A 14407-nucleotide genomic window follows, 5' to 3' on the forward strand; every position below is an offset into this window, starting at 1 on the left:
CAATGTTTTTAATCAACGTTTAACGTTATTAAAAACTTAATCTCTTTCGTTCTGAGTAACCGGTTTGACTTGCGTCTTTCCCGTTTCCGTGGGGCGCATTATAGGGATTTTGATCACGTTGGCAAGGGTTTATTTGCATAAAACAGCCTGTTTTTGCAATTAGTTTTTATACACGCCTTACAAACAACTTATCCACAAACTTTGCTTTATTACCCACATGATTTTGCCGTATAGTTCGTTTTCTTGTTTATTTATTGAGGTTTATTATGCTTCCTGTATTACGCGGTTACAAAAATTCTTTTCCTGTTCTTGGCGATTCTGTTTATATTGATCCTTTTTCTTCTATTATTGGCGATGTCACTTTAGGTGACGATGTCAATATTTGGCCAATGTGCGTTGTAAGAGGGGATGTTAACGCGATAACGATAGGTAAACGCACCAATATTCAGGATGGATCGATATTACATGTCGCTCGTAAAGGTGAAGCAAGCGTTGATGGGTACTCTTTAATTATTGGGGAAGATGTGACCGTCGGTCATAAAGCTATGTTACATGCCTGCAGGATTGGTAATCGGGTTTTAATTGGTATGGGCGCTATCGTATTAGATAATGCGCAAATTGATGATGATGTTATTTTAGCCGCCGGTGCATTAGTACCGCCAAACAAACATCTTGAATCGGGTTACCTTTATCTCGGCTCTCCCGCTAAAGCAGCCCGCAAATTAACTAACGATGAACTTGCCTTTCTGCCACGCTCTGCAGCACATTATGTAAAACTCAAAGATGAGTATATTGCTCAGGGGTAACTTTATTCGTTCCCACGCATAAACGTGGGAACGAAAAGATGGGTTATTTTAAGTTTTGCTCATTCCTTTATGGAGCAACATACTTGTTTTGTAATTCAACTCTAGTGCCTTTTCGTCACTTGCATGTTCACTCACAAACATTGAACAATCTTTTAAAACTTTTTCCGGCATCGTAGTCTTACTTTCGGGACTAAAACCAAGCTTCATAAAGAAGTCTGGCATGCGGGTTAATACGAATAGACGCTGGATCGCTTGTTTTTCTGTGTGTTTAATTAAAAACGCCACTAGTGCGCTACCTTGACCGCGGCGTTCAAAGCCAGGTTCTACACCTAATGAGCGAATTTCGGCTAAACCGGTGTCATAGATATGTACTGAAGCACAAGCAGTGACTTGGCCATCTATTTCTGCTACTGCAAATTCAGCCACCGACTCCGCTAAGTCCGTCTTATCTCTTCGAAGGTTTTCGCCTTTATCAGCCAGGTGGTTAACCATTGCTTCAATACGATCAATGTCTGTTAAACGCGCCGCTCTTATCACAATGCCCGATGTCTGACGCTCTGCTAAGCGTTGTTCAGCTTCTGTTAGTGCATATTCAATCTGCACAGGTGAAACACCACCGAGTGCTTTACGTGCAGCTAATGTTGCTTCAAGGGTCAGAACAGGATAAACATCTTCTTCGATCACCGGAGAAAACTCTTTAAATTGGGCGACCGTTAAATCTTCAAGCGGCAGACCTTTTTCAATCGCGCCGACAACGGCAACACCTACGATATGATGCGCTTCACGGAATGGAATACCTTTAGCAACCAAGTAGTCCGCAAGTTCGGTGGCGTTTGAATACCCACCTTGGGCTGCTTCTTTGGTGCGTTCTTCGTTCACTTTAAGATCAGTTAACGCCATTGCTGCCATTTCTAAACAATCGCTCCAAGTGTCCAGAGAGTCGAATAAACCTTCTTTGTCTTCTTGCATATCTTTGTTATAAGCAAGCGGCAGACCTTTAAGCGTCATTAACATCGCGGCTAATGAACCAAATACACGGCCTGTTCTGCCACGAATCAATTCCATTGCATCGGGATTTTTCTTTTGCGGCATTAATGATGATCCGGACGTCACTAAATCAGACATCTCAATAAAACCTGACTCACCACTGTTATAGAAGATAAGATCTTCTGCCATGCGCGACATATGCATCATGGACATAGTTGCACAACTCATCAGCTCAACAACATGGTCACGGTCGGAAACAGAATCTAAGCTGTTACGCGTCGCACGTTCAAATCCAAGAGAGTGTGCTAATGCAGTACGATCTATTGCATAACCTGTTCCTGCTAATGCGCCACTGCCTAAAGGACAAGTATCAAGGCGTTTAAGACAGCCTTCCAAACGATCATGGTCGCGCTCTAACATTTCTAAATAGGCTAAACACCAGTGCGAAAAGGTCACCGGTTGCGCGCGTTGTAAATGTGTATAACCCGGTAGAACAACCCCCTGGTGAATACGTGCAAGTTCAATTAATTTGGCTTCTAATGCATCCAGATGGACAACTAATTCTTGTGCTCTTTTTTTACACCAAAGTTTTAAGTCCGTTGCAACCTGATCATTACGGCTGCGGCCGGTGTGTAATTTTTTGCCTAAGTCACCGATTTTATTAATCAGCTGCCCTTCTGTCCAAGAATGGATATCTTCGGCATCGGATTGTAAAACCAACTCAGGATTATCTTGAACTGATCTTAATAATTCATTCAATGCAACTTCTATCGATTTTTGTTCATCAAAGGTTAACACATCAACTGTTTGTAACGCTTTTGACCAAGCTATTGAACCAATAATGTCTTGCTCCGCAAGACGGTAATCGAACCTTAATGAATCATTAAACAATTTAAATTTTACGTCTGCCGCGTGGCTAAAACGTCCGCCCCATAATGCCATTTTGATGCTCCATCACTTTCTTGGTTTGTTGTAGCTATTTTTTAGAATCTATTTTTATATACTTTAAAAAAAAACAGATAAAAATAGAAATTCCCGCCCTGTAAAAATACAGGACGGGAATTGTATTATTTAAGAGTTAGCGCTTATTTTTTGCTGTTCAAGGTACGAATACGGCTTGAAAGAGAATATAAACGGATAAAACCTTCTGCGTGTTTTTGATTATAAACGTTATCATCACCAAATGTAGCAAACTCTTCAGAATATAAGCTGTTTGGAGAGCGTTTTTGCTCTGCAGTCACTTGACCTTTATACATTTTAACAACCACTTCACCGTTAACATCTTTTGCCAACGCTTCTGAAGCTGCTAATAAAGAGCCGCAAAGCGGTGTAAACCAACGCCCGTCATAGACTAAGTGAGTAAATTCCTGACCTACTTGATCGCGCCATTTACGGGCTGGTTTGTCATGAACGAGTTCATCGATACCACGCAGTGCAGTCACCATAACGGTGCCTCCAGGGGTTTCGTAACAACCACGAGACTTCATACCAACAGTACGGTTTTCAGTAATATCAACACGACCGACACCGTGCGCGGCTGCTTTATCATTTAACAGCATCAATGCGTCATAGGGAGAAAGCTCAACACCGTCAACGGCAACAACACGGGCATTTTCAACTTTAATAGTTAAGTATTCAGGTTTCTCGGGTGCATCTTCAGGATCAACGGTTAAGGTCCAAACACCTTTGCTTGGTGCATTCCATGGATTTTCTAACTCACCGCCTTCGTGAGAGATATGCCATGCATTTGCATCACGACTATAGATTTTAGTCGCACTCGCTGTTGTTTCGATATTACGCTCTGCAAGGTAATCGAGTAAATCTTCACGCGATTCCATTTCCCATTCACGCCAAGGCGCAATTACCTGTAATTCAGGTGCCAATGCGGCAAAACAGCTTTCAAAACGGATTTGGTCATTACCTTTACCGGTACAACCGTGACATAACGCGTCAGCACCAACTTTAAGCGCCACTTCAACCTGCGCTTTAGCAATAATTGGGCGCGCCATTGCGGTGCCCAACAGGTAAGTACCCTCATAAACAGCACCAGATGCCATAGTCGGATAGATATAATCTTTAACAAACTCTTCTTTCAGATCAACAATATGGCACTCAGAAGCGCCCGATGCTAATGCTTTTTCTTCAAGTCCGACTAACTCTTCTGCGCCCTGGCCAACATCGGCACAAAAAGCGATGATCTCACAATCATCATAAGTCTCTTTTAACCATGGAATGATTGCCGAAGTATCCAAGCCACCAGAATAAGCGAGTACCACTTTTTTAACTTTACTCATTGATTATTTTCCTTTCGTCTGCATTTATTTATTAATTAAGGTAAGCATAATGGCGTTTTGAATGTGCATTCTATTTTCTGCCTGGTCAAAAATTAACGAAGCAGGACCATCCATTACATCGGAGGTGATATCTAAACCACGATGCGCCGGCTGGCAATGTAATACGTGTTTAATACCGGTTAAATCTAATAATTCCTGATTGATTTGGTATGGCATAAATTTAGCTTTGATCTGTTCAAGCGGTGTTTCATCACCCATTGAAAGCCAAGTATCACCATAAACCACATCATAACCTTTAATATCTTCAATATTGTCGGTGACGTGGATGCTGCCACCATTTTTAGCGGCAATCTTCTCGGCCATTTTGAATATTTGCGCGTCCGGGCTATGGCCGATGGGACAAACTGCGGTCACGGTCGCACCTAAAATAGCACCGGCAATAAACAGCGAATGAGTGACATTATTGCCATCACCAATGTAAGCAAGTTTCACTTTAGAGAGATCATCATACTGCTGAGCGATAGTTAAAAAATCAGCCATGGCCTGGCATGGGTGGTACAAATCACATAATGAGTTAATCACCGGCACACTTGAATGCGCCTGCATTTCAACTAAGGTTTTGTGGTCAAAAACACGCGCTACAATACAGTCCGCCCAGCGGGAAATATTGGCAGCAAAATCTTTAACATCTTCACGACTGCCCATTTCACCGTTGGCTTGATCTAAATAAACAACGTGACCGCCTAATTTATTAACGCCAATATCAAAAGTCACACGCGTTCTTAAGGATTGCTTTTCAAATAAAGTAACAACACTTTTGCCTGCTAATGCTTGACTGTATTTAGCCGGATTAGCTTTTAAATCTTTTCCCAAAGCAATCAGATCTAACGCCTGTTGCTGAGTCATTTCAAACCCTGTTAGCAAATTTTTCATATCTAATTCTCTACTTAATGACCTTTGTACCCACGGCCTGACCAGCAAGCAATGATACTAAATTTTCAGGATTTTTCCAACTTGCCAGCATCACATAACCTAATTGCTCGGCAGCTTGCAGCGCGGCTTTTACTTTAACCGCCATCCCGTCCTGGATTACCTTTTCGGCAATAAGTCTATCAGCTAATTGTGTGTTTAGCTCGGGAATAACTTGCTTGTGCGCATCCCATACGCCATCAACATCGGACAAAAAAACTAACTCCGCATCCAGCAGCTCACAAATCGTTATCGCAGCCTGATCGGCATTGACATTGTACAAGCGTCCGTCTTCACCAATAGCGATTGATGAAATAACCGGCAAGTACCCCGCTGTTAATAACGTATTTAACAGTGCAGGATTATTAGGACTGCAAATACCGACCGCGCCTAAATCAGGATCAAGCTGAGTGACTTTACAGCTAAAACCGTCCGCAAGCGATAAACCGACAGCAGAAAGGCCTGCCTTTAGTGCTTTGGCCATCAACAGTTTATTTGAAGTGCCCGCTAGAGCGCCGGCCACATAGGGAATTTGCTCAAAGGGTGTAATGCGCAAACCTTCTTTTTTGTGACTGACGATGTTCATTTTATTTAAAACATCTTCAACAATGACACCTCCGCCATGCACAATGAGAAGAGGTCGTTGCTCGGTTTGCAAATAAAGAGTGAGCGCTGAAAATAAATTTTCTAATGCCTGCTCATTTTCAAGTACTGCACCACCAAGCTTAATTAATAAAGGTTTTAATGCTTGTGTCATATTTAAAAATCCTGCTTACAAAAGAGAAGTGGTTATAGCAAAACCAAAACGTAAATTAATACATTGTATTGCCTGCGATGAAGCCCCTTTTAAAAGGTTATCGATAGCACTGAAAGCGACCAGATCTTCACCTTCCACAGCCCAACCTAAATCACAGAAGGGAGTACCCACCACGTTTTTAAGGGCAGGATAAGTCCCATCCATTAAACGTACAATGGGTTTATCTGCATAAGCATTCTGATAAGCCTGATTAACCTCATCAGCTGTCACACCCGCTTTTAGCTGCACATTAATGCTGGCTAAAATACCACGTTTGAAACTGCCTAAATGGGGTGTAAATACCACCGGCATGCCCAAATGCTGATCAATTTCCGGTTTATGACGATGGGTAAACACGCCATAAGGTTGCAGACTCACTTCACAAAAACTACTGGCTAGGCTGGCTTTACGCCCGGCCCCACTCGCACCACTGGTGGCATTAATAGTGGGTTTTGTATCAGCTTTAATTAATCCGGCTTCGACCAGCGGTTTTAACGCGGTTAAAGAGGCGGTGGTGTAACAGCCCGGTACTGCGATTAAATCGGTTTTCTTCACGGCGTCAAAATTCCATTCGGCTAAACCGTAAACAGCTTTTTCTAATAACGCTGGATACTGGTGCGTAAAGCCGTAAAATTTATCGTAAAAACCGGCTTCCTGAACACGAAATGCACCGGAAAGATCAAATACCACTGTATTTTCAGCGAGAAAAAGCGGTACTAAATCATGACTCACTTCATGCGCCGTTGCCAAAATAACAATATCTATATCGGCACATACTGTTTTAATATCAGCATTGCCTAAAGGCTGCAGAGGTAAATCCACTACACCCGATAAATGCCCGTAAAGCGCAGATAACTTTTTGCCTTTATCAAGACTGCCTGTCGACACATACAAACCAGCCAATTCAATGTGCGGATGACGTACTAAAAAATGTGCTAATTCGGCGCCCGTATAACCACTTGCACCCACTACAATGGCTTTTAACATAAGAAGTTCCCGTTTCATTTGCGGTATTAAAAAGAGGGAAAATAGTATACATAGAAATATTCCCGAGAGAGGAGCATCTTAATTAAATTTGATTATTTATGCAATAATAATGAATATTTACTTAAGCCGCATTGCGTTTTAACCCTGCAGCCCAAAAAATAGTGTATTAATGCAGCAGGAACATAAAATATAATGTTTAAATGCGCCTGTGAACTCTTGTTATGAGAGCACTTTACTGCTTAGCCATTCTTCAGCCGCGGCTTTGATCGGCAGATCAATATATTGCGCTTTAATCTGCAACACCTTAGGCAGACAAATTTGAAAGTGTAACACTAACTCAGGATCAAAGTGTTTGCCCGATTGACTTTCAATCAATGCCAGCGCTTTTTCAACTGACCAGGCGGCTTTATAGGGCCGCTCACTGGTCAACGCATCAAACACATCGGCAATAGCCACAATACGCGCACTTAATGGAATATGTTTACCACTGATCCCACCCGGATAACCCGTGCCATCCCATTTTTCATGATGATATTGCGCTACTTCAACGGCCAGAATTAATAAGTCTGATTCGGGCAAGCCTAAAATGTTAACACCGTATTCAACATGTTTCTGCATAATTGCCCATTCTTCAGAATTCAGCTTACCAGGCTTTAATAAGATATTATCAGGAACGCCTATTTTGCCTATATCATGCATCGATGCGGCATTAAAAAGCAATTCGGACCAACTGTCATTATCGGTCACTTGTTGTGCTAATACACCGGAGTAACGACTCATACGCAGCACATGCAAACCCGTTTCGTTATCTTTAAATTCAGCAGCACGACCTAAGCATTGGACAATTTCCATATGCGCTTTTTCCAAAGATTTGGTTCTTTCCTGTACCAAACTGAGCAGATGAAATTTTTGGTTTGCTAATTTCAAATGCGTCGCGATTCTGGCTAATAAGCGCCCAGGGCTGACGGGTTTGGTAATGTAATCAACGCCGCCTAACCCAAAGCCTTTATTTTCATCGGCTACGGTACTTTTTGCACTGACGAATATAATCGGTATTTCAGCCGTCTCGGGCAAAAGCTGAAGTTGTCGGCAAATTTCATAACCGTCGATATCCGGCAGTATAATATCTAACAAAATCAGATCGGGTTTATCTTCTCCCTTGGCCAATTTTAACGCAAGTGCCCCGTTGATAGCCGCTTTCACTCTATAATGGGGGCGTAAAATTGCACTTAACAGATGAATATTTTCCGGATTATCATCAACGACTAAGATTGTTTGCTTAAGCTCCATCTCATTAACATCCATTACTTCTTATCCTGTTGTTCACATTTTCCTGACAATAGCTTAATCAACTCCGAAAGGAGCAATTGCGCACTGTCAAAATTAAAATTTTCTAACTGTTCGATAAACTCACGGATCAGCATTAATGCTTGCTGATTGGAAATGCTGGCAGTTAACTGCAATGCAATATCCAATGCACTGGTATCGAAATTATCCACTAGCGACCGTAAGATCTGTAATTTTTGCTGGATTTCCAGCGGGCTTAATTGCTTTTCATTAACCAACACAGGTTGCTGCTGCTTGGCCTGTGATGTTTGCATTACCACAATTTCATCGATAACCTTGCTTAAGTGCGTATCGACTTGAGCCACTAATTTGTCAATATCCTGCGCATTGTCATTATTCTGACAGGCCTGTTCGAGATTATGGCAATGCCGGTATAAGCCGGTCGCACCAATATTTCCCGCCGCCCCTTTTAAACTATGCGCCATACGCTGTGCATTCTGCCACTCGAACGCCAGACACAGTTGCTTAAAATCCGCCGAAAAATGGATATTTAATGCTTTAAATTTAGTCAGGATACTGATGTATAAGTCTACACTGTCAGCACACACTGCCAACCCTGATTTTTTATCGATCTCATTAAAATGCGCTAAACAGTCGATCAAAGACTCGAAGCCCTGATCTGTAGAAAAAATCATACTCTTAGTCTCTTTTTGAGGATCCAGATCAATCCATTTAACTAACACTTTAAACATCAGCGAGACATCAATCGGCTTGCTAATATAATCGTTCATACCGGCATCCGTCACTCTCCCCCGTTCACCATCCATTACATTCGCAGTCATTGCAATAATAGGGATCTTTTTATTAAATTGACGGATTGTGGCAGTCGCACGATAACCATCCATCACCGGCATCTGCATATCCATCAATATAGCGTGATAGTTATGTCGCCGGGCTTTTTCAACGGCTATCGCACCATCGCTCGCATGGCTAACCCGTATCCCTTTTCCCTTTAACAGCGCGGTGGCAAGCTCCTGATTAAGCACATTATCTTCCACCAACAGTATATGCGCGCCAAGCAGCGTTTGTTGACTTTGCATTTCACCCTTGTATTCAGTATCAACAACGCCATTATCCCCTCTATTCAGATCGATCTCCAAGCCAACGGTAAATAAAAATTCACTGCCCGCCCCTTCCCGGCTTTCAATCCAAATATCTCCGCCCATTAGGGTTACTAAATTTTTGCAGATCGATAACCCTAAGCCAGTACCACCGTATTTTCGCGTTGTTGAGGCATCTGCCTGTGAAAATGCACGAAACAATTTGCTTTGCTGCTCCGCAGTCATACCAATACCGTTATCCCGAACTGATATTTGCAGCTTAATGTTAGCAGCATCACATTCAGCCACACTGACGGTTAGCACTATCTCTCCCTGTTCAGTAAATTTGACCGCGTTACTGACTAGATTGACAAAAATTTGTTTTAAGCGCAATGCATCACCAAGCAGATAAAGGGGCACATCTTTTTCAATACGATAAAATAAGGTTATCCCTTTCTTGCGCACTTTAAGCGCAAAAATAGTACTTACACTATCGAACAGAGAAGAGAGATTAAAAGGCCTTTTTTCCAATTCTAATTTTCCGGCTTCCATTTTTGAATAGTCTAAAATATCATTAAGAATACCCAACAGACTGGTTGCCTCGCTATGTACTTTAGTAATGTAATTACACTCTTTATCTTGTAAAAAACCTTCTAACGCGAGCTGTGACATTCCAATAATAGCGTTCATCGGGGTGCGAATTTCATGGCTCATATTGGCTAAAAATTCAGATTTTGAGCGGCTGGCATCATCTGCTAACCCTTTGGCTTTAAGCAGTAAATTTTTGGCTTGGTTAGCTTCGGTAATATCCAACATACTGACGACAAAAATAGTCTCCTTTTCTAACTCTACGGGCGTGAAAAAAAATTCAACATCAATAATTTGTCCTGACTTCCGCTGTACCGTCACACGTTTATCCTTCCCGATATGCACAGATTTTGGAGCAGAAAAATACTCATCCATGTTTTTTAGATGCTCGTCTAAGCGCTCTTTAGGAATAAACGTCTTCATTTCTTTATTTATCATTTCTTTTTTTTCATAACCCAATAATTTTTGACCCGCGATATTAACTTCAATGATCTTTCTATTTTTATTAATTAAAAAGGTAGCAACCGGCAGCGAGGTCAGTAGTCTCTGCATTTTTTGAGCTTCAAGCGCTTGATCGGAAATACTATGAAAGGTAATAACCGCTTTAAAATAAGAGGCTTTATCCTTGATCACTGAGATGCTGTAGGTAACCGGGATCTTTTTTCCTGCCCGAGAGAAAAAATAATCTTGATCTATCTGCTTATCCTGAGCAGTGTGAATACAGGTTAGAATTTGCGTGCGTAATGCTTGCCAGGATTGTGCCTCTGCAGGATGGTTATTATAGATTACTTCACGATAATCACGGTTAAAGACTTCCTGCTCCCGATAACCCAGCAGTTTTTCAGCCGATGCATTAAAGAAAACAATTTTGCCCCTTTGATCGACACCAAAAATACCATCAACCACATTGTTTACAATCATGCTGTTTTTATATTCAGCATTGAGCAGTTCACGTGTCCTTCTGTTGACCAGCGCAGACAGTTTATTCTTTGAGTCTCTGCTCAACGCGGTAGAACGATATGAAAGCATCATGATAAACAAGGACAGTCCACTGACCAATCCCATTGATACCAACATAATGACGAATATAATATTACGTAACTGGTTATAATAATGATAAGTCTCATTATTATTCACTTCACTGACCAGCATCAAATTGAATTTATTCAACCACAACCACCGCCCCGTAACAGTATTGCCGAGATAATCCTTATAACCTGCAATATTATAATGGCTGCTCTCCAATAACGCGCTCTGCACAACAGGATTGTTTTTTGGATCAGGTAAACGTATACGTAAAATGCTTGATACGCCCGGAGAGATAATCTTCTGTTTATATAAACTGTCCATAAAACGACTTTCAGAGAGCATATAACCGCGTTTATCTACTGCATAAATTTTACCCGATTTCTCTAAGCCCAGATTCGAAAAAAATGACGAATATTCTTTGTTAATGTCAAAAGCAACACTCAATAATGCCTGTACATTTCCAGCCGTATCGCGGATCGGCTCAACAAGATAAACCGACGGCGGTTTATCTAAGACCGAGTGCTGACCATCAAAATCAGACCACACCGGTGGAATAAATATGGGGTCACCCGTTAAGGCTTTTGCAAACAGTGATGGGCGATAGATTTGTATCGGACTGGTTTTATCGATGATATTTGAATCAGTATTGACTAAATATTCCCCCTTCAAATTGAGAAGGGCATAATGAGGATAATAATTGAGTGGATTTTGCTGTTTATCAAACCAGGCAGACAATAATATTTTTGTTTGTTTCACTTGTTGGTTATTACTGCTTTGCCGAGCCGATATCAGTTGCCCCACGGTATTTTTAAAATAGGAGGTATTAATATTATTTTTAATAGCGGTACGTTCCTTGGCATACCAATAATCAAATCTTTTTTCGACGTTCTTATTTGTTACCCGCAAACTTTCCTGCTGCGCGTTTGCAAGCTGTTGTTTGAATTGTTCAAAATACAAACCCAAAGCAATAAAGGTACCTAAAAATAACAGGGAAATAAGGATGAAATAAATCAGTCTAAATCTGCGGGTTTCAAATTTATTAACCAGAATGCCGAGGTAACGATATACAAGTACTAGCACGAGGCAAATAATCACGGCGAAAATCAATGCATTAATTAACCATGAAGAATAACTATTACTAACTTCTACTTCAGAATCATGGTGATCAGCCAGCCAATCAATTAATAACTGACTAAAGTAACCCTTCCCCAGGCGTTTAATATTGTTATTAAGCAACTCAACCAGTTCGGGTTTATTTTTATTAACACAAAAACCCATTGATATTTCCGGTGTATCAACCAGCGGCAACACGCGCAGATTAGTAATACCCTGTTGCTGGACAAAAAAATCATTTACAAATGAGAAGGCAATAAAACCGTCTAAGACTCCCTCATTGACCATATTAAGACCCGCTTCGCTGTTGGGAACGCTGACAGCATTACCCTGGCCAACAATACTTTCTGCAACTTTGATTGACGCGTAAGCACGGGGCACCGCAATTTTCGCATCCTTAGGAATGTCCCCCACTGCTCGATAGACACTGTTTTTATTGATCACAAGAATAGGCCTAAGGGTGATAAAAGGGTCAGTAAATAACATCGCACCCTCGCGATCCTCCGTTTTAGCACAGAAGGTGATCACATCAATTTTATTTTCCTGAAGCTTGGTGATTTGCTCGGCAAAAGTACCCTGCGAAACGACCTGCAGGCTAACAGGCAGCAGGCGCGAGAATTCGGCTCTAATCTGTTCACCCACCCCGAGGGATTTTCCATTTTTATCAATATAATCAAATGGCGGGAAACGCGCTTCGATCCCTACAGAGATAATCGGATGCTGCTTTACCCACGCAATTTTAGCGTCATTTCCCCAGGCCATTTTATGCGTGTTGCTATAGAACAATTCACTTAAGGGCACGGTTTGGTTGGTAGCAGTGTCAAACCAATCATTGACGCGCGCGGCTGTGTTTGTGGTCGGAGAGATTTCATCATTGGCATCGGCTGCATTACCGATACCGGAACTCACCAATACACACAGAAGAAAAAGTATAGAGAAAGGGATAACTCTCATAGGTGCAAATCACTTTAATTAGTTCAAGATATTGATAAATATCGATAAGATGTCTTTTTTATGTTCACATGATACCTTTTCAACAAGTTATTACAATAAACCAAAGCTTTATTTAACGCCTCAAATTTGCACTCAGCAGGAATATCATTAATCAGTAAAACCGTCGTCTTATTAGGAGAGCAAAAATGAGCGATTAACACTCAGGATGAGAAGATTAAACGCTCAGAATCATGACAGTAATACTTTTTACCGATCGTTATCCTTTGGGTGTAATATATTTTCTGTTAGCTTACTCTCTCTTTTCTTTATTTTTTAAAAGGTGCTCCTATGGCTTTACCTACTTTTTTAAACCTCTACAAAGATCTTATTTCGATCCCGTCCATCAGTTCAACGGATCCATCCTGGGATCAAAGTAACTTAAACGTTATTAATCAGCTTGCCAGCTGGTTAGAAGAGTTGGGCTTTAAAAGTGAGATACAAGCTGTCCGCAGTGCGCCCGGAAAATATAATTTGATCGCCACACTCGGTGAGGGTGATGGGGGGTTATTACTCGCCGGTCATACGGATACAGTCCCCTACGATGCCGGCAAGTGGACAACGGATCCTTTTACATTGACCGAAAAAGACAATCGTTTATATGGTCTGGGCAGCATTGATATGAAAGGTTTTTTTGCCTTTGTTATTGAGGTTTTAAAAGAGATAGATATCAATAAACTGAATAAACCCCTGCGTATTTTAGCAACCGCAGATGAAGAAACCACTATGGCCGGTGCGCAGGAGATAGCCGAGCAAAAAACCTTCCGCCCCGATTATGCCGTGATTGGCGAACCGACGGGAATGGCGCCTGTTACCATGCATAAAGGCCATATGTCAGAGGGTATACGCATTACCGGCAGCAGCGGGCACAGTTCAGATCCGGATAAAGGCCTGAACGCAATTGAAATAATGCATTTAGTGATTGGAGAATTAAAGAAAGTACAGCAGCGGTTTAAAGAAAAATACCACAATCCTCACTTTGATGTGCCCTATCCAACCCTTAATTTCGGATCAATAAGTGGCGGTGACAGCCCCAACCGAATTTGCGGCTGCTGTGAATTGCACATTGATATGCGCCCTATTCCGGGCATTACCACCAGCGAGCTATTTATTACCGTCAAACAGGCTTTGTCTGAAATTGAAAAGCGCTACCCTAAAAGTGTAGAGGTCTACCATTTACATGAGCCCATTCCTTCATATCAATGCCCGGAACATTCCGATCTGATTAATCGCGCTGAAATTTTCACCGGTAACCCAGCACAAAGCGCTAATTACTGTACCGAAGCCCCTTTTATACAACAGCTTGGCTGCGATACCATCATTTTAGGACCGGGACACATAACCCAAGCCCACCAGCCCAATGAGTATTTAGATCTTTCCTTTGTCAAACCCACCAAAGAGGTAATTAAAAAATTAATTACGCACTATTGTGTAACTTAATTACCTAATGACGTTATCAGA

The 14407-nt window shown here is 41.6% G+C and carries 9 protein-coding genes; 2 read left to right on the forward strand and 7 right to left on the reverse strand.

Annotated features, from left to right (window positions below; genetic code table 11):
• The first annotated feature begins 266 nt into the window (after positions 1–266).
• A complete protein-coding gene (locus tag CXF72_RS12060; RefSeq protein WP_101039265.1) occupies positions 267–806 on the forward strand; it encodes a gamma carbonic anhydrase family protein in 540 nt (179 codons plus the stop codon).
• A gap of 48 nt (positions 807–854) precedes the next feature.
• On the opposite strand, the gene argH is transcribed toward CXF72_RS12060, so the two are convergent.
• The 7 genes from argH to CXF72_RS12095 all read right to left on the reverse strand — a co-directional run bounded on the left by argH (position 855) and on the right by CXF72_RS12095 (position 12910).
• On the reverse strand, positions 855–2735 hold the full coding sequence (gene argH / locus CXF72_RS12065; protein WP_101039266.1) for an argininosuccinate lyase: 1881 nt from the start codon (positions 2733–2735) through the stop codon (positions 855–857).
• 143 nt (positions 2736–2878) lie between these two features.
• Positions 2879–4087, reverse strand: coding sequence for an argininosuccinate synthase (locus CXF72_RS12070; protein ID WP_101039267.1), 1209 nt, complete (start codon positions 4085–4087; stop codon positions 2879–2881).
• Between the two features lie 24 nt (positions 4088–4111).
• Complete coding sequence (locus CXF72_RS12075; protein ID WP_101039268.1) at positions 4112–5020, reverse strand: ornithine carbamoyltransferase; 909 nt, start codon at positions 5018–5020, stop codon at positions 4112–4114.
• A 10-nt stretch (positions 5021–5030) separates the two neighbouring features.
• Positions 5031–5813, reverse strand: a complete 783-nt coding sequence (gene argB / locus CXF72_RS12080; RefSeq protein ID WP_101039269.1) for an acetylglutamate kinase — start codon at positions 5811–5813, stop codon at positions 5031–5033.
• A gap of 15 nt (positions 5814–5828) precedes the next feature.
• Positions 5829–6839 carry an N-acetyl-gamma-glutamyl-phosphate reductase gene (gene argC, locus CXF72_RS12085; protein WP_101039270.1) on the reverse strand — a complete coding sequence of 337 codons (1011 nt, stop codon included), beginning with the start codon at positions 6837–6839 and terminating at the stop codon, positions 5829–5831.
• Between the two features lie 219 nt (positions 6840–7058).
• Positions 7059–8144: an HD-GYP domain-containing protein gene (locus CXF72_RS12090; protein WP_101039271.1), complete on the reverse strand. Its 1086-nt coding sequence runs from the start codon at positions 8142–8144 to the stop codon at positions 7059–7061.
• The gene (locus tag CXF72_RS12095; protein WP_101039272.1) at positions 8144–12910 is read right to left on the reverse strand and encodes an ATP-binding protein; all 4767 of its coding nucleotides are present in this window, start codon (positions 12908–12910) and stop codon (positions 8144–8146) included. The genes CXF72_RS12090 and CXF72_RS12095 overlap by 1 nt, the downstream gene beginning before the upstream one ends.
• Before the next feature lie 327 nt (positions 12911–13237).
• On the opposite strand from CXF72_RS12095, the gene argE reads away from it, so the two are divergent.
• Positions 13238–14386: an acetylornithine deacetylase gene (gene argE, locus CXF72_RS12100; protein ID WP_101039273.1), complete on the forward strand. Its 1149-nt coding sequence runs from the start codon at positions 13238–13240 to the stop codon at positions 14384–14386.
• Positions 14387–14407: the final 21 nt, after the last annotated feature.

The organism is Psychromonas sp. MB-3u-54 (genome assembly GCF_002836415.1).
Taxonomy (GTDB): Bacteria; Pseudomonadota; Gammaproteobacteria; order Enterobacterales; family Psychromonadaceae; genus Psychromonas.

Coding starts and splice junctions, on each gene's coding strand:
- CXF72_RS12060 (WP_101039265.1), top strand. CDS start 267: ATGCTTCCTGTATTACGCGGTTACAAAAATTCTTTTCCTGTTCTTGGC.
- argE (WP_101039273.1), top strand. CDS start 13,238: ATGGCTTTACCTACTTTTTTAAACCTCTACAAAGATCTTATTTCGATC.
- CXF72_RS12070 (WP_101039267.1), bottom strand. CDS start 4,087: ATGAGTAAAGTTAAAAAAGTGGTACTCGCTTATTCTGGTGGCTTGGAT.
- argH (WP_101039266.1), bottom strand. CDS start 2,735: ATGGCATTATGGGGCGGACGTTTTAGCCACGCGGCAGACGTAAAATTT.
- argC (WP_101039270.1), bottom strand. CDS start 6,839: ATGTTAAAAGCCATTGTAGTGGGTGCAAGTGGTTATACGGGCGCCGAA.
- argB (WP_101039269.1), bottom strand. CDS start 5,813: ATGACACAAGCATTAAAACCTTTATTAATTAAGCTTGGTGGTGCAGTA.
- CXF72_RS12075 (WP_101039268.1), bottom strand. CDS start 5,020: ATGAAAAATTTGCTAACAGGGTTTGAAATGACTCAGCAACAGGCGTTA.
- CXF72_RS12095 (WP_101039272.1), bottom strand. CDS start 12,910: ATGAGAGTTATCCCTTTCTCTATACTTTTTCTTCTGTGTGTATTGGTG.
- CXF72_RS12090 (WP_101039271.1), bottom strand. CDS start 8,144: ATGGATGTTAATGAGATGGAGCTTAAGCAAACAATCTTAGTCGTTGAT.